The sequence below is a fragment of the Enterococcus pallens ATCC BAA-351 genome (genome assembly GCF_000407485.1).
Lineage (GTDB): Bacteria > Bacillota > Bacilli > Lactobacillales > Enterococcaceae > Enterococcus_A > Enterococcus_A pallens.
On sequence record NZ_ASWD01000003.1, the window covers coordinates 803,740 to 828,118 of the forward strand.

Annotated in this window: 25 protein-coding genes, 1 tRNA gene and 1 riboswitch; of the genes, 9 read left to right on the forward strand and 17 right to left on the reverse strand. The window is 41.3% G+C overall.

Annotation, left to right across the window (positions count from 1 at the left end; all coding sequences use genetic code 11):
- Window positions 1-80: 80 nt before the first annotated feature.
- Window positions 81-812: an oxygen-insensitive NADPH nitroreductase gene (nfsA, locus tag I588_RS16435; protein ID WP_010759891.1), complete on the forward strand. Its 732-nt coding sequence runs from the start codon at window positions 81-83 to the stop codon at window positions 810-812.
- On the opposite strand, the gene I588_RS16440 is transcribed toward nfsA, so the two are convergent.
- The 6 genes from I588_RS16440 to I588_RS16465 all read right to left on the reverse strand — a co-directional run bounded on the left by I588_RS16440 (window position 804) and on the right by I588_RS16465 (window position 5,444).
- Window positions 804-1,256: a GNAT family N-acetyltransferase gene (locus I588_RS16440; protein ID WP_010759892.1), complete on the reverse strand. Its 453-nt coding sequence runs from the start codon at window positions 1,254-1,256 to the stop codon at window positions 804-806. The genes nfsA and I588_RS16440 overlap by 9 nt on opposite strands.
- An 8-nt stretch (window positions 1,257-1,264) precedes the next feature.
- Window positions 1,265-2,008: a cyclase family protein gene (locus I588_RS16445; protein WP_010759893.1), complete on the reverse strand. Its 744-nt coding sequence runs from the start codon at window positions 2,006-2,008 to the stop codon at window positions 1,265-1,267.
- 206 nt (window positions 2,009-2,214) lie between these two features.
- Window positions 2,215-3,192 (reverse strand): NADP-dependent oxidoreductase, encoded by a 978-nt coding sequence (locus I588_RS16450; protein WP_174316943.1) that lies wholly within the window; start codon window positions 3,190-3,192, stop codon window positions 2,215-2,217.
- 37 nt (window positions 3,193-3,229) lie between these two features.
- Window positions 3,230-3,598, reverse strand: coding sequence for a DUF1722 domain-containing protein (locus tag I588_RS16455; protein ID WP_010759895.1), 369 nt, complete (start codon window positions 3,596-3,598; stop codon window positions 3,230-3,232).
- Entirely contained in the window at window positions 3,595-4,569 is a 975-nt protein-coding gene (locus I588_RS16460) for an alpha/beta hydrolase (RefSeq protein WP_010759896.1), read from the reverse strand. Before I588_RS16460 ends, I588_RS16455 begins: the two co-directional genes overlap by 4 nt.
- Before the next feature lie 107 nt (window positions 4,570-4,676).
- A complete protein-coding gene (locus tag I588_RS16465; protein ID WP_010759897.1) occupies window positions 4,677-5,444 on the reverse strand; it encodes a formate/nitrite transporter family protein in 768 nt (255 codons plus the stop codon).
- A gap of 219 nt (window positions 5,445-5,663) precedes the next feature.
- Window positions 5,664-5,761: riboswitch (THF riboswitch) on the forward strand.
- A 26-nt stretch (window positions 5,762-5,787) separates the two neighbouring features.
- Here I588_RS16465 and I588_RS16470 point away from each other — a divergent pair.
- Complete coding sequence (locus I588_RS16470; protein ID WP_425387144.1) at window positions 5,788-6,324, forward strand: folate family ECF transporter S component; 537 nt, start codon at window positions 5,788-5,790, stop codon at window positions 6,322-6,324.
- A gap of 95 nt (window positions 6,325-6,419) precedes the next feature.
- Here I588_RS16470 and efp read toward each other — a convergent pair whose 3' ends face one another.
- The gene (gene efp / locus I588_RS16475) at window positions 6,420-6,983 is read right to left on the reverse strand and encodes an elongation factor P (RefSeq protein ID WP_010759899.1); all 564 of its coding nucleotides are present in this window, start codon (window positions 6,981-6,983) and stop codon (window positions 6,420-6,422) included.
- 228 nt (window positions 6,984-7,211) lie between these two features.
- Here efp and I588_RS16480 point away from each other — a divergent pair, with 228 nt between their 5' ends.
- Window positions 7,212-9,566 carry a cation-translocating P-type ATPase gene (locus I588_RS16480; RefSeq protein ID WP_010759900.1) on the forward strand — a complete coding sequence of 785 codons (2,355 nt, stop codon included), beginning with the start codon at window positions 7,212-7,214 and terminating at the stop codon, window positions 9,564-9,566.
- A 17-nt stretch (window positions 9,567-9,583) separates the two neighbouring features.
- Here I588_RS16480 and I588_RS16485 read toward each other — a convergent pair whose 3' ends face one another.
- The 3 genes from I588_RS16485 to I588_RS16495 all read right to left on the reverse strand — a co-directional run bounded on the left by I588_RS16485 (window position 9,584) and on the right by I588_RS16495 (window position 12,052).
- Window positions 9,584-10,207 carry a YczE/YyaS/YitT family protein gene (locus tag I588_RS16485; protein WP_010759901.1) on the reverse strand — a complete coding sequence of 208 codons (624 nt, stop codon included), beginning with the start codon at window positions 10,205-10,207 and terminating at the stop codon, window positions 9,584-9,586.
- A 466-nt stretch (window positions 10,208-10,673) separates the two neighbouring features.
- Window positions 10,674-11,159, reverse strand: a complete 486-nt coding sequence (locus tag I588_RS16490) for an HD domain-containing protein (protein ID WP_010759902.1) — start codon at window positions 11,157-11,159, stop codon at window positions 10,674-10,676.
- Between the two features lie 131 nt (window positions 11,160-11,290).
- Window positions 11,291-12,052, reverse strand: a complete 762-nt coding sequence (locus tag I588_RS16495; RefSeq protein ID WP_010759903.1) for a TrmH family RNA methyltransferase — start codon at window positions 12,050-12,052, stop codon at window positions 11,291-11,293.
- Between the two features lie 86 nt (window positions 12,053-12,138).
- On the opposite strand from I588_RS16495, the gene I588_RS16500 reads away from it, so the two are divergent.
- A complete protein-coding gene (locus I588_RS16500) occupies window positions 12,139-12,414 on the forward strand; it encodes an acylphosphatase (RefSeq protein ID WP_034694730.1) in 276 nt (91 codons plus the stop codon).
- A gap of 105 nt (window positions 12,415-12,519) precedes the next feature.
- Window positions 12,520-13,443 (forward strand): membrane protein insertase YidC, encoded by a 924-nt coding sequence (gene yidC / locus I588_RS16505; protein WP_010759905.1) that lies wholly within the window; start codon window positions 12,520-12,522, stop codon window positions 13,441-13,443.
- Between the two features lie 90 nt (window positions 13,444-13,533).
- Here the strand turns inward: yidC and I588_RS16510 are convergent, their stop codons facing one another.
- The 3 genes from I588_RS16510 to I588_RS16525 form a co-directional block, all read right to left on the reverse strand.
- The gene (locus tag I588_RS16510; protein ID WP_010759906.1) at window positions 13,534-13,953 is read right to left on the reverse strand and encodes a DUF2000 domain-containing protein; all 420 of its coding nucleotides are present in this window, start codon (window positions 13,951-13,953) and stop codon (window positions 13,534-13,536) included.
- Window positions 13,946-14,785 carry a helix-turn-helix domain-containing protein gene (locus I588_RS16515; protein ID WP_010759907.1) on the reverse strand — a complete coding sequence of 280 codons (840 nt, stop codon included), beginning with the start codon at window positions 14,783-14,785 and terminating at the stop codon, window positions 13,946-13,948. The genes I588_RS16510 and I588_RS16515 overlap by 8 nt, the downstream gene beginning before the upstream one ends.
- Before the next feature lie 164 nt (window positions 14,786-14,949).
- A tRNA-Glu gene (locus I588_RS16525) sits at window positions 14,950-15,021 on the reverse strand.
- A gap of 164 nt (window positions 15,022-15,185) precedes the next feature.
- Here I588_RS16525 and I588_RS16530 point away from each other — a divergent pair.
- The 4 genes from I588_RS16530 to I588_RS16545 all read left to right on the forward strand — a co-directional run bounded on the left by I588_RS16530 (window position 15,186) and on the right by I588_RS16545 (window position 19,603).
- The gene (locus tag I588_RS16530; protein ID WP_010759908.1) at window positions 15,186-15,815 is read left to right on the forward strand and encodes a helix-turn-helix transcriptional regulator; all 630 of its coding nucleotides are present in this window, start codon (window positions 15,186-15,188) and stop codon (window positions 15,813-15,815) included.
- 11 nt (window positions 15,816-15,826) lie between these two features.
- Window positions 15,827-16,645 (forward strand): pyruvate, water dikinase regulatory protein, encoded by an 819-nt coding sequence (locus I588_RS16535; protein WP_010759909.1) that lies wholly within the window; start codon window positions 15,827-15,829, stop codon window positions 16,643-16,645.
- Between the two features lie 12 nt (window positions 16,646-16,657).
- Window positions 16,658-18,583, forward strand: coding sequence for a fructose-bisphosphatase class III (locus I588_RS16540; RefSeq protein ID WP_010759910.1), 1,926 nt, complete (start codon window positions 16,658-16,660; stop codon window positions 18,581-18,583).
- 78 nt (window positions 18,584-18,661) lie between these two features.
- Window positions 18,662-19,603 (forward strand): AEC family transporter, encoded by a 942-nt coding sequence (locus I588_RS16545; RefSeq protein ID WP_010759911.1) that lies wholly within the window; start codon window positions 18,662-18,664, stop codon window positions 19,601-19,603.
- 44 nt (window positions 19,604-19,647) lie between these two features.
- Here the strand turns inward: I588_RS16545 and glyS are convergent, their stop codons facing one another.
- The 4 genes from glyS to hisIE all read right to left on the reverse strand — a co-directional run bounded on the left by glyS (window position 19,648) and on the right by hisIE (window position 24,367).
- A complete protein-coding gene (glyS, locus tag I588_RS16550; RefSeq protein WP_010759912.1) occupies window positions 19,648-21,726 on the reverse strand; it encodes a glycine--tRNA ligase subunit beta in 2,079 nt (692 codons plus the stop codon).
- Between the two features lies 1 nt (window position 21,727).
- The gene (glyQ, locus tag I588_RS16555; RefSeq protein WP_010759913.1) at window positions 21,728-22,618 is read right to left on the reverse strand and encodes a glycine--tRNA ligase subunit alpha; all 891 of its coding nucleotides are present in this window, start codon (window positions 22,616-22,618) and stop codon (window positions 21,728-21,730) included.
- Window positions 22,619-22,895: 277 nt separating this feature from the next.
- Window positions 22,896-23,720: a histidinol-phosphatase HisJ family protein gene (locus I588_RS16560; protein WP_010759914.1), complete on the reverse strand. Its 825-nt coding sequence runs from the start codon at window positions 23,718-23,720 to the stop codon at window positions 22,896-22,898.
- A gap of 11 nt (window positions 23,721-23,731) precedes the next feature.
- The gene (gene hisIE, locus I588_RS16565; RefSeq protein WP_010759915.1) at window positions 23,732-24,367 is read right to left on the reverse strand and encodes a bifunctional phosphoribosyl-AMP cyclohydrolase/phosphoribosyl-ATP diphosphatase HisIE; all 636 of its coding nucleotides are present in this window, start codon (window positions 24,365-24,367) and stop codon (window positions 23,732-23,734) included.
- Window positions 24,368-24,379: the final 12 nt, after the last annotated feature.

The window sequence follows — 24,379 nt, forward strand, 5'->3', positions numbered from 1 at the left end:
TCATATTATTTACAGGAACGTTCGCCTTTTACATTTTCATTCAGCTGTTTTATTATAAAGGAAAGAATGGAGGCTGTACCATGGATTTACTTGACCAATTAATGAGCCATACTTCGGTTCGCAACTTTACTAAAGAAAAATTATCACCAGCAATCAAGAAGCAATTGATTTTGTCAGCCCAAAGCGGCAGCAGTTCCAATTTCATTCAGGCCTATTCCATTGTTGAAGTAACTGATCCACAAAAACTGGAAATCATTGAAGGCCTATCTAACTGCTTTGGTTATATCAAAGATGCCGGTGCCTTTTATGTTTTTGTAGCTGATTTAAATAAGCATGCTCAGATCCTAACCCAGCAGGAGCATTCTCTACAAGCTTTAAAAAATGAAGAAGCGTTCACCGTTTCCGTGGTAGACACAACAATTGCCGCTCAAACTATGAGTGTGTATGCTGAGTCGTTAGGCTTAGGTATTTGCTACATCGGCGGTATTCGCAACGATTTGTTTAAAATGGCAGAGCTGCTTGAGCTGCCTGAATATACTTTCCCATTGTTTGGCCTGTCAGTAGGCTATCCAGCGGAAAAAAATGAAGTGAAGCCGCGTTTGCCAATGCAGGATATTCAACATCTCGATCGTTATCAGCCGATGACAAAAGAACGAATTTCGGCCTATGATCAGCTGATGCAGGACTACTACGCACAACGTTCGTCTAATGCAGCTGATGCTGACTGGTCAAGAAAAATGTTGGCTCACTTTTATGAACCTCGGCGTCCACAAACAAAAGAATTCCTAAAAAAACAAGGCTTTTTATTCTAAGCCTTGTTTTTTCATCGGGATAAAACGAATTCCATTCACGGTTTGTTCTTCAGTCGTCTCCTTAAAGCCTAAGCGCCGATACACTGGAACCGCAAAAGGCGAAGAATTTACGGTCATCGTTTGTTCCCCCATTGCTGCAGAAGCTGCCTGATACAAGCTTCTGGCAATTCCTTGACGGTGATATGCCGGATCCACGAATAGTAATGAAATGTGAGCTGGAGGCCTGATCCCAATCACCCCAACGAGTTTATTTTTCTGTTGGCACCCCCACAATTTCAATTCTTGTGTTTCTATTCGACGTTTAGTTCCAGCCAAGCCAATGTACGCTTTGAACTCCTCAATGCCTTCTGGCGAATACTCCGGGGCTTCAAATTGACTAAACACCTGCCAAATCAACTCAACAGCTTCCTGGATTTCGTAATCAGCAGTCACTACCTTAATCATCCTTTGACCTACTCTTCTGGCACGATAGCAAAGGCTCTAACAGTAAAACCAGGAGCGGCTTTGATTTTAGGAACCCCTAGGAAAATTGCGCCGCCAGTTGCTGGCAGGTCTGATAGGTTGGTTAATACTTCGACTTGGAATTTATTTTGGGACAGCCAGTATAATTCACCGATTAAACCGCCATTTTTCGTACAATCCATTGAAGTATCCGTATCCAGTGTTTCATGTCCGATCGCGGTTACCTCGCGTTCTTCATGTAAAAACTTTAAAGCTTCCAAAGACCAGCCCGGAGTATGCGCCTGTCCATCCTCGTCAACATTATAAAATGAGTCGTGATCCTGCCAGCGTTTCGACCAGCCACTGGCAAAGGCTACAAAGCTGCCGGCGGGAATCTTGCCCTGCTGCTGTTCAAATTCTTCGATATCCGCTACTGTCAAACAATAGTCCGGATTCTCAGCTACAGCCGCTTCTTTATGCAGCACGATTAATGGTAAAATGAACTGCCGCATATCCAATTGTTCCAAATAATCCTTACCCGCCGCAAAGTGTATCGGTGCATCAATATGGGTCCCGTACTGGGTCACCACATGATATTCTTTAGCGAAAAATCCATCTTTTTCCAATGTACACAGGGTTTCTTCACTTAAGGGTTTAAAAGATTGAAAATAAGGAATTTCAGCTGAAACCGTGTGGGTCAAATCAATCCATTTTTGCTGCTGTAAAAAAGCAATACTTTCGGTAATTTTACTCATGGCACAACCTCCAACGTTTTATTTTAACGATACAAACAAAAGATAAGGCTGTCAATAGCGAATAAACCACAAAAAAATGCGTCCTTCATTTAAGAAGCACGCATTTTAGTAAGTATTTTTGACACTGATTAAGTACTGATTGACTGCCTTGCATAAAACTGATGTCATCGCCTAAGAGAGTTCTTATCTGTCAGCGTTTTGTTTTATTAACTAAAGGTATTCGTTAAAACAATTTTCCCTTTGGCGTGATGGGTTTCACTCAATTGATGGGCTTCTTTCACACCATCAGCTGTTAAAGGAAACGTTTCGCCAACGATACTTTGCAATTTTCCTTTTTGCAATAACTCAGCCAATTCCTGTAGCTGACCACCATCTGGATTTAACCAAATACTTTTAGCCAACAAGATATTGTATTCCTTAGCCAGCTCCAAAATTGGTGTGCCTACAATTGAAATCAACCGGCCGCTTTCTGGTTTTAAAACCTTAAAGCTTTTCGCTTGGATCTCGCCGCCCATTGTATCAAAGACTAAATCGATATCGCTTAAGACTTCTGAAAAATCAGTCGTGTGGTAATCAATCACTTGATCAGCCCCTAATTTCTTCAGCCATTCATGGTTCTTTGCACTAGCGGTAGTGATTACCTCAGCCCCAGCATTTTTAGCCAGCTGAATAGCAAACATACCTACCCCGCCAGCACCAGCATGGATTAAGACTTTTTCACCAGCCTTTAAATGACCATGGGTGAATAACGCTTGATAAGCAGTTAAACCTGCCAAGGGAACAGCCGCAGCTTCTTCAAAGGAAATATTTTCAGGCAATTTAGCCAACAGATGATCATCGACAATCGTGTAGTCGGCATAGGTTCCAAAACGGGTCGTTTCAGGTCGGGCAAAGACTTGATCTCCTACCTGCCAATCCTTTACTTGGTCCCCTACTTCTACGATTTCACCCGCAACATCCCAGCCTAAAATGATGGGGAATTCCCAAGGCATCATTTGACTTAAATATCCTTCACGCAGCTTCCAATCAATTGGATTGACTGAAGTTGCTTTAACCTTCACGATTACTTGATTCGCTTCTAATTCCGGCAGCTCCACTGTATCTTCTACTAATTGGTCGGCTCCGCCGTATTGATTTATCACAATTGCTCTAGTTTTCATTATGTATCCCTCCATCGTCCTCATTATAGAAGGTTTGCAGGAAAGAAGAAAACAATCTGCTTTAAGTGAATAGTTTAGAGTCCGTAAGGTATTGATTGGGATATTTTTCATTTAAATAGCGTAAATAAGCTAAGGCCTCATCCTTTGTTTCACTGATAGCAGTCAGCTTCTGGTAAAAAGTTGCTCGTTCATCCGAGGTAGCCTGCTTTTTATAGTAGCCCCACACATGTTCATAAGCATTGCGCATAGCTTTCGGATTAGCGGGAAGTTTTTGGATTCTTTGAAGACTTGCAACAAAGCTTTTTTCCTTCTCTTCATCCCATTGATTTCCTGAGAAAAGCTGACGTAAGCTTAAATATTCTGCTTGTGAGCGCGCCATTACATAGTATTTCCAACGAGCCCATTCCTGTTGTGCTTCCCGCTGATTCATGCCTCCACCTGCTTAGCAAAATAGTGTTGGCAGGCATAGATATAGTTCTCAATAAAGAAAGCAAAGGCCTCTTGAGAGATCGTCTGATCGAATTTCACCTGTGAAAACCCATGATAAGCCCCTGGAAAAACCTTTAAAGCAACTGGAATACCCACCGCCTTCAACTGAGCTGCATACTGCAGGGTTTCATCATAAAAAGGTTCAATATCCCCCACGTAGGTAACTGCTGGCGGCAGCCCTGTATAGTCTTTGGCTCGAGCAGGGGCGGCATAAATAGGAACGTCGGGTGAATCCTTCAGCTTACCTAAATATAAATCCCAAGCAATCCGATTTGCTCGGCTATTCCAGACCGGCGCATGATTATGCTTAGCTGAATCGGTCTGCATGCGATCATCCAGCATAGGGTACAGCGGCATCTGATAAGCAATGCTGACTTCCTGCTTGTCACGAGCCAGCATGGTCAAAGCGACAGTCAGTCCACCGCCAGCACTATTGCCGCCTACCATCAATTGATCCACACGACAGCCAAGACGCTCCCCATTTTCCTTTAACCATTTTAAGGCTAAATAGCTGTCATCTATGGCTGCTGGATACGAAGCATCAACACTCCGTCGATAATCCGGCGCCACAATGACACATGGATGGGCAGATAGAAGTGCTTCATAGGTTCGTTCATCCAGCTCTGGAATTCCCATGGAGTACCCTCCTCCGTGCAGCCAAAGAATGCCTGGACCTTTTTTAGATACTTCTTCGTCTTTAGACCGATAAATGCAAATACGCAGCTGACTGCCATCCACTCGAGGGATAAAGCGTTCCTCATAGCCCAGCGTGGGACTTTTTACTTGGCTGCCAATGGAAGAATAAAGAAAACGATTTGCCATTTTTGACAAGTTTTTACTATATAAATAGGGGAACACTTTGAACAAGACGTTCCCTCGTAATTCTGCAGCTATTTCCTTTGAATGGGTCATACTTTCCACCTCTTTTTCCTAGAGTAGCATATTTTCTTTTGCCACAACAACTGAAGGCCACTAAATAAAAAAAGAGCAGCAAGTCAATCCTGCTCCTCAACCAAAAACTAATGATCCCCATTTAAGTAGCTCATAAAATACGGCAGCGAAACAAAACCGACACCACCAACGATATTTCCAAAATAAACGGGGATAATATTGCTGAAAAAATCGCCGAAGCCCGCATACCCTTCGATTATTGCATCCGTTAAGACGAACATGTTAGCCACACTATGTTGAAATCCCAGCAAAACAAATACCATAATCGGGAACCAGATGCCGAGAATCTTGCCTGCTGAATCTTTGCAGCCATAGCTTAGCCATACGCCAAGGCCCACAAACCAGTTACAGCCAATCCCTGATACAAAGGCCTGCAGTGGCGTTGCAGCCAACTTTGATGCAGCTACAACCTGAATCTCATGCAAATACGCACCACTGCTCGTTAATCCTACTAAGTGTTTAAAGAAATAAGCAACAAAAATCGCACCGATGAAGTTAGCAAACGTAATCAGCGCCCAATTTTTTATGACAGCCATACCGCTGACCTTCTTATCCAGCCAAGCAATTGAGACAGCCACCATATTTCCTGTCACCAATTCACCGCCGGCTAACAAAATGACTACTAATCCAATTGGAAAAATCGACGCCCCTAACAGCGTCCCCAAGAAAAGCAGCTCCTCTGGGGTGATTGCCACTACCTTCATATAGCCCAAATACCCTAACGAAATCATTGCTCCACCAATAAAGCCTAAAATAAGCTTGGCGATGAATGATTTCTTCGTTTTTTCTATTCCTTTTTTTACACAAATCTCAGCAATTTCCGTTGGTGAATACATGTCCCTGCTCCTCATTTATCAAATTAGTTTCCCATTTGCTTACTCAAATTCAGGAAAACTTGCATCTTTGTGAATTATTTCCCATAACTCCTCCCTATTTTATAAGAAAACGTAGAATAAGAAAAGTTTTTATTTTGTTTTTCTGAAAACGAAGGCTGGGTTCGATTGCGCTTAGTAGGGATTTGTGATACGATTTAGCGGGGTTTTCCCCAAATAAAAATCAGAGTAGAGAATAAAGCGTTAAGTGCCGGGAGGATGGGATGTTGCCTGCTGGACGAAAGACTTCGGTCTGCGGTTTTATTTTCGCATTCGCTGCATGAAGATGTAGCAGCTCTTAAAGGAGATGCTAGAAATGAAGAAAAAAATGGATGCTAGAAGCATCACCACTATGGCATTATTGATTGCTATGATGGTCACTTTAACTCGGGTACTAGGAATTGAGACACAGTTTTTGAAAGTGAATTTTTCCTTTGTCCCGGAAATCATTATGGGCATGCTTTTTGGTCCTATCTGGACCGGAGTAGGAGCTGTCATTGCTGATTTTATCGGTATGGCATTGCTGCCAAAAGCACCTTTTTTTATTGGCTTTACGATTAATGCCTTTTTATCTGGTGCAATCTACGGGTATTTTTTTTACAAAAAGGAAATTACCTGGAAAAACTCTATTCAATCTGTTTTAGTCAACACTGTGGTAATTAACTTGATGTTAACCCCTTTATGGCTGGCAATGATGTACCATGTTCCATTAGACAGCTGGGTTATCTGGGCACCACGACTAATTAAAGCAGTCATCTGGGTTCCGATCCAAAGCATCCTTACCTATTTCTTAGGAAGTGTCTTGCCTTACAAGCGTTGGGTCACCCATTTTTATACACATTAAAAATAAGGATCAGCCATCCAATCCCGGTGGCTGGTCCTTTTACCGTATAAAAAAGAGGACTCAATTGCCTAAAAGCACTTGGGTCCTCTGGTCGATTATTTACCTGCGCGTTTTGCGTAGGTGCCTTCTTGTGTATTGATTTCTAATAATTCTCCTGCTTCAACAAAGTCAGGAACGTTAACAACTAAGCCCGTCTCCATTGTAGCTGGTTTACCAGAACCTGTTACCGTTGCACCTTTGATGGATGGTTGGGTCTCAACCACTCGCAGGATAACGGATGTTGGCAATGTTACGCCGATAACTTCTGAACCGAAAAATTGGATTTTTACTTCCATGTTTTCCAACAAATATTTCATTTCTTCTTCGATTGTAGAAATAGGTAATTCATATTGTTCGTAGGTTTCCAAATCCATAAAGATAGCCATGTCATCTTGGCTGTAAAGGTATTGAACCGGTTTGGTTTCCATCATAGCCTTCTCAAATTTTTCATCAGGACGCAAAGTCGTATCATAAGTAGCACCCGAACGAACGTCACGCAATTTCATACGCATAACGGTATTTCCTTTACCAGGTTTATGATGGCTGGCTTCTAGTACTTTAATTAATTTGCCGTCTTGAACAAAGGTCATGCCGGCACGTAAATCGCTTGCTGAAATCATTAAAAAACACTCCTTCTTCGATAATTACACCTCGTTTATTGTAGCAAATATGTTCCTGACTTACTAGGCATAAATGCGTTTTCTTCTTAAAAGAACTTTTTAGACTGAAAATCCAAGAAATAGTTTCCTTTAATTTACAATTTTGTCCTTTAAAATTTTCATAAAAAAACGCGTGTTTCCCCACATTTTCGTTATTTGCCCTTTATTTTATGCTATCTTGGATGCTGTATGAGATTTTTACGGAAAGCGGGAAATGTTGTGAAGCAAACAGGACTAACTGAAAACGAAGTACAGCAGCGCAAAGCGCAGGGGCTGCAAAACAACTATGAGGAAAACGCCACAAAATCAACGAAGGCGATTCTCTACGATAATATTGTCACTCTTTTCAACTTTTTAAATTTGATTATTGGTATCTGCCTTTTTCTAGTAGGTGCCTACACCAACATGTTCTATCTAGTCATTATTTTAACCAATATTTGTATCGGAATTTACCAAGAAATTCATGCGCGGAATCTGGTGCAGAAACTATCGATAGTTAACCAGCAAAAGGTTAAAGTCATTCGTGACGGCCAGGAGCAAGCCATCAACTCGACAGACTTGGTGTTGGACGATATCACGATTGTCCATGCTGGCGAACAAATTTCAGCTGATATGGATGTTCTATCGGGCTTTGCTGAAGTCAATGAAGCGATGTTAACCGGCGAATCTGATTTAATCAGTAAAACTGCTGGCAGCGAATTGTTATCAGGCAGCTTCTTAACCAGTGGTGAAGTGGTCGCAAAAGTCATTCACGTGGGTGCAGACAATTACGCAACGAAGCTGGCAAGTGAAGCCAAAGTTCACAAACCATTCAATTCAGAATTGGTTCGAGCTATTCGTAAGGTATCTAAGTTTACCAGCTTCATCATTATTCCTTTTGGGATCTTGTTGTTTCTGGAGGCCTTCTTTTTCCGGACAAGCGGGATTAAAGCATCCGTAGTCGTTTCAGCTGCTGCGGTTTTAGGTATGCTGCCAAAAGGATTGGTCCTTTTAATCAGTATCGCCTTAACAACTGGTGTAACCAAATTGGCGAAAAAACGGATTTTAGTGCAAGATATGTATTCAATCGAAACCCTGGCTCATGTGGATACTCTTTGTTTAGATAAAACGGGAACCATTACTGAAGGAAACATGCGAGTAACCAATGTTCACTCGGTTGCTTCCGATGTTGATGTCCAGGCCTTGCTTGGCAGTTATCTGGCACAAAGCACGGATAGCAATGTCACGATGCAAGCTTTGCGAGACTACTTTCCTGAAACTGATCGTTACCGCAGCTTAGATGTCTTACCCTTCTCCTCTGACCGTAAATGGGGAGCAATGGCTTTAGAAGACTTTGGTGTGGTTTACCTGGGAGCACCTGAAAAATTATTAGCTGCCAATGCTTTACCCGCTCAAGTAGCAAGCGCTCAAGAAGAAGGACTACGGGTATTGCTTTTAGCCGCAGGTCCTGGCAGCAAAGTTCCTGAGGAGAAAGAAAATCTTACTGCTCTGGCTGTGATTGAGATTGAAGACGTGATCCGCCGCAATGCAGAAGAAACACTGGCTTATCTCTATAACGAGGGTGTGGAATTGAAGGTCATCTCTGGTGATAATCCCATCACCGTGTCCAACATTGCTCGTCGGGCTGGCCTGCCAAATTTTGAACGCTATATTGATTTGGCTACCTGCGACACAGACCAAGAAGTCATTGATGCAGCACAACAATATACGGTTTTTGGCCGGGTTGCTCCTCATCAGAAAAAATTACTGGTGCAGTCATTGAAAAATGCTGGCCGGACCGTTGCCATGACCGGTGATGGTGTAAATGATGTATTAGCTCTGCGGGAAGCGGACGTTAGTATTGCAATGGCTGATGGTGATGATGCCACTCGCCAGATTGCTAATTTAGTCTTGTTAGATTCAGATTTTACTTCCTTGCCTGAAGTTGTTTTTGAAGGTCGCCGAGTAGTCAATAATGTTACCAAGGTATCTGGGATCTTCTTTATCAAAACGATCTATTCGTTTCTGTTGTCTGTGATTTGCTTATTAACCGCTACGGCGTTCCCTTTCATCCCGATTCAAATTACTTTAATTGATTTGGCGATTGAAGGCTACCCTTCCTTCTTCTTATCCTTTGAAGGAAACAAGGAACGGATTAAAGGTAAATTCCTGCCAACAGCATTGCGGGCAGCCGCTCCTAACGCTTTACTCGTTGTTGCAAATGTGCTGATTGTTTCCTTGCTTGCTCGAAACAATCACTGGACACAAATTGATACAACGACTTTGATGTATTATCTGTTAATCGGTATCAGCTGTTTGGCAGTTATCAAAGCCTGCCTGCCGCTAAACCCCTTACGTATCTTTTTGATCGTAACAACCGTAGGGGGGATTTATGTAGCTGCCATGCTTTTCCATTCTATTTTGGAAGTTGGTCTACTACACCCTGGATCATTTGCTATCTTTATTGGTATGATGATTTTAAATGCTGTTGGCTACATTTTCCTATCCAAGGCACTGCCTCATCCAATGCCCAAAAAAGAAGCTGGCGCAAAATTCTTTCATTAGAATTTTGCACCAGCTTTTTAATTTACTTTTCGCGTCCGAAACATCCTCCACTTTGGTAAATGATTCAAGGTCAGCTCCAATGACGGCCCCATCAGCACCAGCACAATCACTGTACCAAAACCAATTGTCCCCCCCAGCAGAAAGCCGACTAGAAAGAAACTGCCATCTAATACAATGCGGGCTGTTTTGACTGATACCTTTAATACTCGCTGCAAAACGATCATTAAGCTTTCGTAAGCAGCTGAGCCAGCATTTGCCAACAGGTATATACCTGTACCCATCCCAAATACGACCGTTCCTATTACAACTGACGGATAGGCCAGTGCCTCAGGTATCGTATGCAGCAACCCAAGCGAATCAATCAGATTTAGGCAAAGTCCCACGCCAAAACCATTGATAACGCTACCAATACCAACCATACTGCGATCATAAAAAAAGATAATCACTAATACAATCGCATTAAATAGTAAGCTGATTGTACCAAAGCGCAATGGGATGTGCTGTAAGAGACCCAACACCAGTGTACTAATTGCATCAGCACCTAATCCACTAACAACAATTAAACGAATGCCCAAAGCTGCAATAAACGTACCTGTTAATGCTAACGTAAACTGTTTTACTAAATTGTCTTTTCCAATCAAATTTATCTTCCTCACTCATGTCTATTCCAGGGAAAAGGTGTAGTTTACTTAAATTCACCTCTTATCATTGTAGCCGCAAACCGTCATTTCCGTCAACATTTAAACCTAGAACCCTTTCAATATCTTAGAAAGACACGTTGAACAGGATAGCATTTTTCTAAAACCGAAAAATGATTCCCATTCTCTTGCGCATATCATTCTGCTATACTGGTTGCTTTTCCAATTTTTTGATATTTTTTATGTAGTTATCATCCATTTGCATGCTGCGAAAAGCAGAACTGACAGCTAATTCGTAAAATAGGATAGCATTTTTCTAAAACCGAAAAATGATTCTCATTCTCTTGCGCATATCATTCTGCTATACTGTTCACTTTTCTGATTTTATTTGAATTTTATGCAGTGTTCATTCCATTAAGATCCTGCCAAAAGCAGAACTGATAAAAAAAAAGAGCCTAAATTAGGCTCTTTAGATAACTTCTTTTTTTACTCTTCTTCTGTTTAAGCGTGCAGTAAATGGTGCTGCTGCTTCTTTAATAGCGCAATATTTGTCAACCATTGTCACAATATAGCCTTCTTTGTATTTAGGCGGTGTAATGGTTGCGCCCCACATATGCTTGATGATAATATCACGTTCCAATGCAGATAATTCAGTGATCTTTTCTGCATTCTTCACTGCAATACGCGGATGCATATAAGCATGAGAACCTTCATCAAACTTAGTTGTGTGCCAATCATAATAAAACAAATCGTGTAACAGTCCCGCGCGCGCTGTTGCTTTCGCGTTGCCATTCAAACGTTTTGCAATTTTATAGCTATTGTAAGAAACACTAATTGAGTGTTCCAAGCGTGTTGAATTCATGTGTTGGGTATAATTTGCCAATTTTTGTACTTCTTCGGTAGCTAGCAGATCTTCAACATAGGACATATACTCTTTATCGTCTTGCCAATTCATGTAATGCAAAGCCCCTTTTCTTTCGTATCTGTTAAGTAGTATAACACGCTTTCAAACAAGAAAATAGGTGAACTACCTGACTTGTAACCAACTTTAAAGGAACCTTAATAAGCATGAATCTTTCTTCACAATTACTTAACCAACTTAAACATTAGGATTCCAGCGGCTACTGCTACGTTCAAGGACTCTGCTTGGCCTTTAATGGGAATATATAAGTTAGCATCTGTCATCGCTAATATGTCTGGATTCATTCCCTGACCTTCATTTCCCATCACTAAGGCAAAATTGGCTTGTGCTTCCACTGTTCGATAGTTTTTGGCATCTTTGTCTAAGGCTGTTCCATAGACAGGTATTTGCTGTGCTTGTAGTTCAGGAATCAATTCCTCCAGCTTCCTAGACACCACGGTTAAATGAAAGTGACTTCCCTGCATACTGCGCAAGGTTTTGGGATTATATAAATCAACGGTTCCCTCGCCTAACACAACACCGCTGAAACCAGCAGCATCCGCGGTTCGAATCATTGTACCAACATTTCCTGGATCTTGAACCTGATCCAGCAGCAGCCAGGCGCCATCGAACTGTTCCATTGAGCCTTCTGTCATGGAAACAACGGCGATCATTCCTTGGGGTGTGGGCTGGTCAGCCAGCGTTTTTAGAATCTCATCGCTAACTAAATAATATTCAGGGTACCGTTCCTCCAGCCAATCGGACCATTCCTTATGCCCCCGCTGGTTAACAAAAATTTCTTGAATCGCTGCTCCTGCATGGAAGGCTTCCTGAACCAAATGAAAGCCCTCCAGCATATAGGAATTGGTTTGCTGGCGATACTTTTTCTGCTGCAATTTTTTTGTTTCTTTAATTAATGGATTTTTGATGGATTGAATTTCTTTCAACTTGCGTCACCTCTTTGGCATTATAGCACGCGTTTTCTTGTCTCAGCCAGCAAAACTCGTTATGATAGTAAAAAAGGAGGAATCAGATCATGAAAATGTATATTAATGTCACTGGACGTGTTCAAGGTGTCGGCTTCCGCTACACTACGCAAATGCTGGCTCAGGAAATCGGTATTACTGGAACTGTAAAAAATGAAGATAATGGTAGTGTAACAATTGAGGCCATTGGTACAGCTGAACAAATGGAAACCTTCTTGGAAAAAATCAAACAGCCGCCCCATTCCTTTGCTCGAGTAGACCATATGGAAAAGTATGAGGACTCTTCGATTGAGGATCGGAAGAAATTCTCGGTAATCTATTAAGAAAACGTTGAATCCATCGCCTTTTTTTGAAATTCAATTGAAAAGGGATGTGATCTTTAGTATAGTATTTCCTGTGTGAAATTTTATTAGCAGAGGAAGAATTAAATGAATAAAATGAAAAAATGGCTTCTTGGAACGGGTCTCCTAAGTCTTGTGGTATTTCTATCTGGCTGTGTCCGCATGGGCAGTGACGGAAAACCAGATACATCAGGTATTGTTTACCGCTTCTTAGTTGTCCCTTTAGAGAGCTTCTTGGAATGGATGGTTCATAATTTCAACTGGTCCTATGGTTTAGCAATCATTGTTTTGACGATCATTGTCCGTTTGATTATTATGCCATTAGGAATCAATCAGTCGAAAAAATCATTGATTCAAACAGAGAAAATGCAATCTATCAAGCCCCAGGTTGACGCTGCTCAAGCAAAATTAAAGGAAGCATCAACTCCTGAAGAACAAATGGAAGCTCAAAGAGAAATGCAGGCAGTTTATAAAGAAAACAATGTTAGCATGATGGGCGGTATCGGCTGTCTACCGTTATTAATTCAAATGCCAATTTTTTCTGCTTTGTATTATACAGCTCGTTTCTCTACAGGAATCCAAGACTCAGTCTTCTTAGGGATTGATTTAGCAAAACCTAGCTATATTTTAGTGGTTTTTGTAGGGGTGGCTTACCTGCTGCAAAGCTATATTTCACTAATTGGTGTGCCAGAAGAACAGAAGAAAACCATGCGCAGCATGATGATTGCCTCACCTTTGATGATCGTTTTCATGACCTTCAGTTCACCAGCTGGTGTGGGTCTTTACTGGGTAGTCGGCGGTATCTTCAGCTGTATCCAAACATTTATTACTAATGTATTGATGCGTCCAAGAATTAAAGCGCAAATTAAAGAAGACCTGGCGAAAAATCCGCCAAAACAGGTCGTGACGCCTCAAACGATGAAAAAAGCCGAACCAATTAAACCTAAAGCTGTTAATCAGCCGAAGAAATCGTCTAATGGTCGGAATGCCGGAAAACAAAAACGTAAATAGTTGATTAAGCCTAGCTCGTTGCAGCTAGGTTTTTTTCAGCAAAAAAAGCTGTGTCAGCTCGCATAATTGTGAACGGACACAGCTTCCTGTTTATCTTAATAAGGGCAAACTGCCTGTTAATTGATTCACCTGTTTTTTCGGACCAAAAAAGGTTAAGCCAAAATATTGAAGGGCTGATTCTGGAATGTCCTTCATTTTTTCAATATATTCTTCATAGGTTTTGCAGCTTTGAGCGGCATCAAAGAAATCGACTACCGTTACCTTTTCAAACTTTGGTTCTTGGATTTTCTCCTTTAATTCCCGCAAAAAATCTTTATTGCCCTTCAAAATGGGAATCGGAAATTCAATAATCCCTTGATGCTCATAACCGGTTTGATCAAATACATTTTGTCCTACCACCTCTGGAAATAGCTTGCCAATCGTAACCCCCATTACTGCGGTACTATTAGCGATAATTCCTAAAGGCATCTTCTCATCCACTACCATGACACATTTTCGTTCACTATTCATACAAATCCTCTTTTTCCTTCATTTTTAAAAAGACAGACTGGTATTGACTAGGCGTAAGACCAATTAGGCGGTTAAAATAATTGGCAAAATGACTTTGATCATAAAAGCCAGTTTGTTGGGCCGCTGCTAACAAGCTTTCCCCCTGCTCCAGCAATTTTTTGGCTTTGTCAATCCGTAAAGTTTCTAAATAGCGATACGGTGTGATGCCTTTGTAACGGGTAAAGTTACGAACTAAGGAGTGCTTATTTAAATGAGCAATTTCACTTAATTGATCTAAGGTAATCTTCTCCTCGTAATGCTGTTCCAAATAGCTGCACACCTGCTCCACTTCTTCCTTGGCAAACGATAATTGAGTCGGCTGCATAGAAGTAAAGCTTTGCAGCAGCTCTTCCATAAGCAAATAAAACAGCGATTCCTTTTCATTTTCTTCCTGCTCAGCCATGATCATTTGATGGACTTGGGTAAAGTCGTCCCCTTGAGTAATTTGAAATTGAACTGGTTGAAGAAAATACGGCAATTCCTCCTGAGCGCCAATCTCCTGCATAACTTGACGCATTTTTTCCTTTTGGAGATTGAAGCAACGATAAGTTAAACGTCCTGACGAAATTTCTTCGCAGCTATGCTTGTCATAGGGATTAAAGGTCAGAAGATCACCTGGTCCGATGTTATATTCCTGTTGATTTACAATCAAATGGCGCTCACCAGCCTCAATTAGACCAATTACATAATAATCGTGGAAATGATTGGGAAAATTTTGGGAAACGCCCGTAAAGGTATACGCCTCCAGCTCCAATTGTGCATCATAACAAATCACTTTTTTTGCTTGTGCCATTCACCATGCTCCTGTCTTTTCCTCATTATATAGACAGTATACGCCAATTGGCTTGGAAAATATCGACTTTTTTGTTCAACGAAAAAAGAGGAACCTTTTAGTTTTTCATAAGAAAAAAAAGCTGCGACAATCGTCAATAAAAAAACGACTGCCGCAGCCAACTATAACCTGTACGGGATTTGAACCCGTGATTCCGCGCTGAGAACGCGGCGTCTTAACCCCTTGACCAACAGGCTATTTAACCAAAAACAGTATAACGCTAATCCTTTTATTCGTAAAAGAATTTGTCTCATCAACGGAAAATTAATATGCGTTTATTTAGCTATTTATGTTGTTTATATAGCGAATAAGTGTATAATATTTGATGTACGAATGAATCATAGCACTATAGGAGGAACTTATGAAGCTATCAGAACGGCAAGAGAAAATCATCGAAATCGTAAAAAAAGACCAGCCGTTAAGCGGAGAAAAGATTGCTGAAAATTTAGGCATCTCCCACGCAACGTTGCGTACAGACCTGTCTTTTCTGACGATGGCCGGTATGCTGGAGGCCAGCCCTAAAGTCGGGTATACCTATACCGGTATCGGCATCGAACAATTCTTGTTTGATAAAATCTTTTCAGTGAAGGTCGGTGATATTATGCTCTCACCACTGCTGACTCCGCAGGACACATCGATTCACGATGCGATTACTAATATGTTCATGTATGATGTCGGTTCTATTTATGTCACAGACAAAGAGCAGCATTTAGTTGGTTTATTATCCCGAAAAGATTTGCTGCGGGCCGCTTTGAACAGCAATTTGCAGAATACACCCGTTGCAGTGGTCATGACCCGCGCACCCCACATCCGCACGTGCACAAAAGACTATACCGTCTTAGAGGCAGGAGCAGTCTTATTGGATTATCAAGTGGATTCTTTGCCGGTTGTCAGTGATGATGATCCCAAAAAAGTGATTGGCAAAATTACAAAATCACGTATCTTCAACTATATTATGCAGCAAGCGAAGCAAACAGAAACTAATCGATAGGAGAATTAATAATGAAAAAAAGTGTACCGTTATATATGATCTCTGATGCCGTTGGCGAAACTTCTTTAAAATTGGTAAATGCAGTTACTGCACAATTTCCTGATGTTGATTTCGATATGTCTTATCGTTTCCCTTTCATGAAAGATGAAGCAGAGTTGAAGGAAATTTTGAGCGATGCCTTAAAAGATGGCGCAATCGTGGTCACCACGTTGGTTAGTAGTAATTTAACGAAGATTGTTGCGGAATTCTGTAGCCGAACTGGTTTGCAATATATCGACCTGATGTGTCCATTCATGGATATTATCTATCAAAAAACCGGGGTTGAACCGCTGCAAGAAGCGGGTACGGTTCATAAATTGAATCAGGAATACTTTAACCGAGTAGAAGCCATCGAATTTGCAGTGAAATATGATGACGGAAAAGATCCAAAAGGCTTTATGGAAGCTGATATTGTCCTATTGGGGATTTCACGCACTTCTAAAACACCTTTAAGCATGTACTTAGCAAATAACCGTTACAAAGTTGCCAACTTGCCACTGATTCCTGAGGTGCCATTGCCCGAACAGATTAAGCAGGTGCCGAAAGAAAAACTGGTGGGCTTAGTTATTGAGCCAGAAACTCAACAAAAAATCCGTACCAGCCGTCTACATTCATTAGGCCTGCAGGAAAACTCTCGCTATGCAGATATCAAACGAATCAAAGATGAGCTGGATTATGCCTTAGGTGTGTTTGATGAGTTAGGAGCATTCTCACTTGATGTAACCAATAAATCCATTGAAGAAGCTGCCACCTTAATTGCTGAATACATGGATAGCAATTTACCAGACTAATTGGAGGTTTTTATGCAGTCTACCCGTGAAAAATATTATCAAATGCTGGAAAAGGAATTCAATACCAAAGAAGCAATCTTGACTGAACTGATTAACCTAGAAGCAATCATGCACTTGCCTAAAGGAACCGAATTGTATATCAGCGATATTCACGGTGAATATGATGCCTTTAATCATATTCTGCGCACCGGAGCTGGTAATATCAAAGAAAAGATCAGCGGATTGTTTCAAGATCGCTTGACTTCCCATGAGAAAGATAAATTAACCCTTTTAGTGGCTTATCCAAGAGAAACGTTAGCCAGTAAAACCTTCTTTGACCATAAGGATTGTTCTTGGTACCGTAAAAAAATTCGCCAGCTGCTTGAGCTATTGAGCTATTCTTCTACCAAATATACCCGTTCGAAGGTCAGAAAAGCTTTGCCTAAGCAATATGCTTATATTATTGAAGAGTTAATGTACACTGATACCAATTATCAGGATAAAGCCGACTATTTTGACCAAATCATGTCTCATCTTTTGGAGCTGGATCAGGGCGAGCCCTTTATCATTGCTTTGTGCTACAGTATTCAACGACTGGTTTTAGACCATCTGCACGTAGTAGGCGATATTTATGACCGTGGACCGGCTGCGGACAAGATTATGGATCGATTATGCCAGCAGCCTTCTATCGACGTTCAGTGGGGCAACCACGACATTTTATGGATGGGAGCATATGGCGGATCTCGTGCTTGTTTGATTACCTTGCTGCGGATTGCCGCTCGTTACAATTATCTTTATGAAATTGAGCAGGCTTATGCCTTAAATCTGCGTCCTTTGTTTATGTATGCTGAAGAGCATTATGAAAAGAATCCAGTATTTACGCCTAAAGAAAAGAATTGCAGTGCTGATTATTCTATTGAAAGCTTAGACACACTAGAAAAGGTTCATCAAGCCTTATCTATTTTACAATTCAAATTAGAAGGCCAGTTAATTAAACGTCATCCTGAATTTGAGATGGAGGATCGTTTAATGTTTGATCGAATTAATTTCAAGTCGAATACGATCAAACTGGGGAAAAACACTTATCCCTTGCAAGGAAGCTGTTTCCAAACACTGCAAAAGGACCCATATGCCCTTACACAGCAGGAATATTATGTAGTGGATATGCTGATGGCCTCCTTCCAAATGTCAGCAAAAATGCAGGAACATATGAATTTTTTACTAGACAAAGGCTCCATGTACTTAGTATATAATCAGCACCTTCTATTCCACGGCTGTATTCCACTAGATGAGAAAGGAAATTTCTTGCCGCTAAAGGTTGGAAAAGACGTGTACGAAGGAAAAGGGCTGTTGGAATTTTTTGAAAATCAGATCCGTTTGGGCTGTAACGATCAAAGTACAGATAATCCCCATGCTGATTGGATTTGGTATTGCTGGACCGGCAAAATTTCGCCGCAATTCGGGAAAAGTGCCATGACGACCTTTGAACGCTACTTTATTGAAGATAAAAAGACCCACGTTGAGGTGAAAAACAGCTACTATTCCTTCCGAGATAAAAAAGAAATTTGCGAAATGATTTTAGAGGAATTTGGTTTGTATTCACCAGCTTCACGGATCATTAACGGGCACACACCGGTGAAGGTCAAAGGTGGAGAATCTCCGATTAAAGGTGAAGGTATGCTGTTTGTCATTGATGGCGGCCTTTCAAAAGCTTACCAGAAAACGACTGGGATTGCCGGTTATTCACTATTGAATAATTCCTATGGCTTCCAATTAGTAACCCATGAGCCGTTTACTTCGGTTGAAAATCTATTAGAGAAGCAGTCAGATCAAACCTCTTTGAAAAAAGTGATCGACCAGGAACTGACTAGAATTTTGATTAAGGATACAACAGTTGGTCTTAGCATTGAAGAACAAATCGAAAATCTAACTGGTTTGCTTCAATATCAGAAAAACTAAGAAAAATTTTCACACCTCTTTCCAATTCAGCTTGTTGGGAGAGGTGTTTTTCGGTATAGTTAAAACGAGGTGTTGTTTATGGTTTCTGCGTACATTAATATCTTTCTAATCTTTGCCTTGATGTTTATGGGCTATTTTTTAACGTACAAACAATGGTTTACCAACCAAGTCGGTGATGTCTTTTCCAAGCTGGTGCTGCAAATTGCTCTTCCCTGCAATATGTTTTTGAATATTACCAAGAACTTTTCGCGTGAAGAATTTTTACAGCTATTCAGTGGAATGATTATTCCCCTTATTTCTATGCTGTTGACCTTTGCTTTTAGCTATCTATATGTCAAATTATTCAAAGTTTCTGAAGGACGGCAAGGGGCCTTCGCCACCATGTTTACCTGCTCGAATACAATTTTTATCGGCTTGCCTATTAACTTAGCAATTTTCGGTGAAAAATCCGTGCCCTATGTTCTGCTGTATTACATTGTCAATACGACATTATTTTGGACCATTGGGATTTATCTGATCGCCAAAGATCATCCGCAAATCGAACAAGCAACGGTTCATTTTCATCCGATACAGGTCTTAAAGAAGATTTTCTCCCCTGCCTTATTAGGTTTTTTGGTAGGTGTAGGTTGGGTGTTGCTCAACTTTCCAATGCCTGACGAGGCGGCCACCTTTTTTGCCTATTTAGGAAATCTGACTACCCCTCTATCAATGTTCGTCATTGGGATCATCGTATATAATGTAGGGATTCGGAATCTTAAATTGAACAAGGATATCGTTGGAGTTTTAGTGGGTCGTTACCTGTTGTCACCTTTGATTGTCTGGCTGCTGGGACAGTGGATTCGGGTACCTGAGCTGATGCTGTCAGTTTTCATTATCCAATCAGCTATGCCAGTACAAAATTCAGTGCCGATATTAACGCGCTCTTATGGCGGAGATCAAGAATATGCGACTTCTTCATTAGGCTACTCCGTTTTATTGTATCTCGTGTACATTCCAGTGCTGCTAAAACTTATTTTATAATAGAAAGAAACCTTCAGATTGTTGGTCTGAAGGTTTCTTTCTGCTTATTTTGTAATGATTTTATCGATGCTTGCTAAAGCTTCTGCCATGTCAGCAATTTGAGCCAATTGAGTTAAGCGATTGTTGCGGATTTTTTCATCCTCTGCCATAACCATCGTCTCGTTAAAGTAACGCTCAATTACCGGCCGCAGGTTTGCCAGCATTTCATAGTTATCTGCCATTGACTGATCACCAAATTGATCACGGGCAGATTTTACAGCAGCAAACAATTCTTTTTCGCTGTCATTTTCAAAGAGTTTCGGATCAACCTTTTGACCAACTGCTTCAGGATTGACCTTCTTCGCTAAGTTAATTACTCGGGTTAAAGCTTCCATTGATTCTTTAAAATCTCCATCTTTGGCATGTTGACCAAAAATACGGGCCGCTTCAAAAATTTGGGTCAGGTCATCTTGTTTTGAAGCTAATACTGCATCAATCAAGTCATGACGAATATTTTGCAGCTGCAACCGTTGACGCAAACGACCTTTAAAGAAGTCTACTAAGGCTTGCTGATCTTGATTAAAATGAATGCCAAAGCTAGCTTCATCAGCGTTAATGGCTTCAGCTACCACTCGTTGAACTTTACGGAATGGGAAACTCCAGCCTTTATTCTCAATAATCCGTACAATTCCGTAAGTTTGACGACGTAACGCATATGGGTCATTTGATCCACTTGGAATCATTTCTACCGCAAAGAAGGCTAAGATGCTGTCCAATTTGTCAGCAACTGCTAATACTGCTCCGACAGTCGATTCAGGCAGTTCGCCTTCTGATGAAATTGGCAGGTAATGTTCACGAACTGCTTGCGCAACAGTGGGTTTCTCCCCTTGCAGCAAGGCGTATTTCTCACCCATGATTCCTTGCAATTCTGGGAATTCTCCCACCATATTGGTGACTAGGTCAAATTTATAAATTTCTGAAGCCCGCTGCAAATCAGCTAACTCCTCGTCTGTTAAGCCAACCTGTTGGCCAATTAATTGGCTGATTTTGCCAACTCGCTGCATTTTTTCGTAAATACTGCCGATTTTCTCATGGAAGGTAACATTTTTCAGTTTTTCAACACAAGCGTCGATTGACAGCTTCTTGTCTTCTTCGTAGAAAAAGTCTGCGTCCTCTAAACGCGCAGTTAATACTTTTTGATTCCCTTTGATGACATTGTCCAATTTGACATTGTTTCCGTTACGAACCGAAATGAAGTGCGGCAATAATACACCCTTTTCGTTACGAACGTCAAAATAGCGTTGATGTTCTTTCATGGAGGTAACTAAAACTTCTTCAGGGACAGATAAGAAGCGCTCTTCGTAATCACCAACAAAAACTGTTGGGTATTCCACTAAGTTCGTTACTTCCTCTAACAAATCTGCATCTAAATCAATTTGCCATTTGTTTTCTTCAGCCAATTGATTGATTTGCTCGACAATCATTTGCTGACGTGTTTGGGCATTCGCAATGACGAATTGCTCTTTTAATTTTTCTTCGTATTCTTTTGGCTCGTTGATTACCGCATTGTCGCCTAAGAAACGATGGCCGCGGGTTTCACGACCCGTTTTAACGTTCAAGATTTCAAACGGAATCACTTCTTCATCCAGTAGAGCCACAATCCAGTGAATTGGACGAATGTATTCAAAGGTCGTATCGCCCCAATGCATTGTTACTGGGAAAGTCATACTAGTGATAACCTTGTCTAATTGCGTTAACACTTCTTTACTTTCTTTTCCATGAATATACTTAGTTACATAAACATATTCAACACCGTTTAATTCACGGAAAGTAATTGCATCTGTAGTTAAACCTTGGCCGCGTACAAATCCTTCTGCAGCCTTGCTCCAATTCCCCTCTGCGTCCTGAGCAATCTTCTTAGCCGGTCCCTTAACTTCTTCTTGCACATCTTCTTGACGATCAGGAATGTTAGTTACCCGAATCCCCAAACGTCGAGGTGTTGAAAAGCTTTCCACTGAATCAAAGGTTAAGCTGTTTTCTTCCAAAAATTTTACTACTCGCTCTTCCAGCTGCTTGCTGCTAGGCCAAACCACATGGGCAGGCATTTCTTCTAAACCAATTTCTAACAATAGATCTTTTGCCATATTATTCGCCCTCCTCATGATTTAACAATGGGAATCCTAATTTTTCCCGTTCAGCGACAAAGATTTTCGCCACAGCCCGTGCCATGTTACGAATACGTGCTAAGTAGCCTGCCCGCTCAGTAACCGAAACTGCTCCCCGCGCGTCCAGCAGATTGAAGGTGTGGCTGCATTTCAAAATGTAGTCATACGCTGGATGTACCAAGTCTTCGTCAATACAACGTTGTGCTTCTTTTTCGAATTTATCAAAGTTTTCCAGCAGCATCTTTTGATCACTGACTTCAAAGGAGTATTTTGAATGCTCATATTCCGGCTGTTTAAAGATTTCGCCATATTTTACTTCGTTTGACCATTGCAGATCATAAACACTTTCTACTTCTTGAATATAAGAAGCCAGACGTTCCAATCCATAGGTCAATTCCGCAGTAACTGGGTGACAAGGCAGGCCGCCAACTTGTTGGAAATAGGTAAATTGGGTAATTTCCATCCCGTCTAACCAAACTTCCCAGCCCAGACCCGCACAGCCCATTGATGGGTTTTCCCAGTTGTCTTCTACAAAGCGAATATCATGCTCCAATGGGTCAATTCCTAATAAACGCAAGCTGTCTAAATACAGCTCTTGAATATTTTCTGGTGAAGGCTTCATCACTACCTGAAACTGGTGATGCTGATACAAACGGTTTGGATTTTCTCCGTAGCGTCCATCCGCTGGTCGACGTGATGGCTCTACGTAAGCCGCCCGCCATGGCTCTGGTCCAATTGCCCGTAAAAAGGTATAAGGACTCATCGTTCCGGCACCCTTTTCTGTGTCATAGGCCTGCATCAGCATACAGCCATTGTCGGACCAAAATTTTTGCAATGTCAAAATAATGTCTTGCATCGATCGTTTACTCATTTGTTTTCCTCCTTGATTGTGCTAAAACATGAAAAAGCCCTATGTCTGCAATAGACATAGGGACGTATTAACGCGGTTCCACCCTACTTCCAAGTAAAGAACTTGGCAGCTTTTCATTCCTGTGCTCACAAACGCCTGCAAAATTCATATCATACCCGGCTTCCACTGCCCCGGACTCGCTCAAAAGAGGGATGAACTTCTTTTTTTGCTCAACGCACCTATTCAACTTGCTACTATAATAGCGACTTTTCCTATGGTTTGTCAAATCGTATTTAGCTTAAAACGAAATTTTTTGAAATTCGCCATCCTTTAATTGAACGGTTGAAATAAAACCTAAGGACTGCAGCAGCTCGCCTGTCTCTCTAAAATGAAAATTTAAGGTATTTGTCTCATGGCTGTCGCTGGTAACAATTACCGGACAATCTCTCAACTGCAGCTGCTGCAGCAAGAAACAATCGGGATAAGGCTGGGTTCGCCAATTACGGGAAATAGCCCCAGTATTCACTTCTACCAAGCCATCATAGGATTGCACCAAATCAATCACATCATCCAACGCCTTTAATGCGATTTTCTGGTAAGCACTGCTAGTTTCATCAAACCATGGAGCCTTTTCATTAAACTTGGTAATTAAATCAAAATGTCCAACGATCTTAGGCTGATGCTGCTGAATATGAGCGACTACTGTGTCATAGTAATCCTGAATCATCAACAGCTTATCACCACCATACCAGTCATGTAAGGTTTCCATTAGACTTTCTGGGCTTTCATCTACTGAACGATAAACACCCTCTCGTGGCGGAAAATAATGAACCGAACCCACAAAGTAGTCATACCCAATCTGGGGATCAGGACTGTAGTAATCCCACTCTAATCCTAGGCGAACGGTCAAATAATCCTTAAACTGTTCCTGCACAGCCCGAACCTCTTTTTGATATCCAGACTCATCTGAAACACCCGGACAAGATGGATCAAAGGGTGCGGAAGAATGACTAGTGAAGCCTACATCGGTGAAGCCGATTTGAATCGCCGCCTCAGCGATTGCCAGCAAAGAATCCTTCCCATCACACCAAGTACTGTGGGTATGTGCATTTGAATAGAACATGAAACTCCCCCCTATTTTAGCGTTTCTTGTTTTACCTTATGATCAACGACGTGCCGTTTGGCTAGCTCCTGCTGAACCTCTTCTACTGAAATACCCATTTCTACTAAAAGTACCAACATATGATACGTTAAGTCTGCCGCTTCAAAAACCGTTTCCTGCCGATCCTTTTTCATTGCACCAATGACAACCTCAGTAGACTCTTCACCAATTTTTTTCAAAATCTTTTCTAAGCCTTTATCAAACAAATAACTAGTATAGCTGCCTTCTTTAGGGGATGTTTTACGATCTTTAATTAATTGATACAAATCTGTCAACTGAACTTTTTCCTGCTCGGCCTCACCAAAAAGCTTTTCCGTAAAGCAGCTTTCTGAACCGGTGTGACAAGCTGGTCCATCTTTGGTTACCTTGGCAACCAACGCATCCTGATCACAATCAGCCGTTAAAGAAACTAAATGCTGATAATTGCCGCTGGTTTCACCTTTGCGCCATAATTCCTGACGACTGCGAGAATAAAAGGTCATCAGGCGATCCTTCAAGGTCAATTCTAAGCTTTCTTGATTCATATAGGCAAGGGTCAAAACTTGATTCGTTTTAACATCCTGTACAATCACCGGGATTAAGCCTTGTTCATCAAATTTCAGTTCCATCTGCTTCCTCCT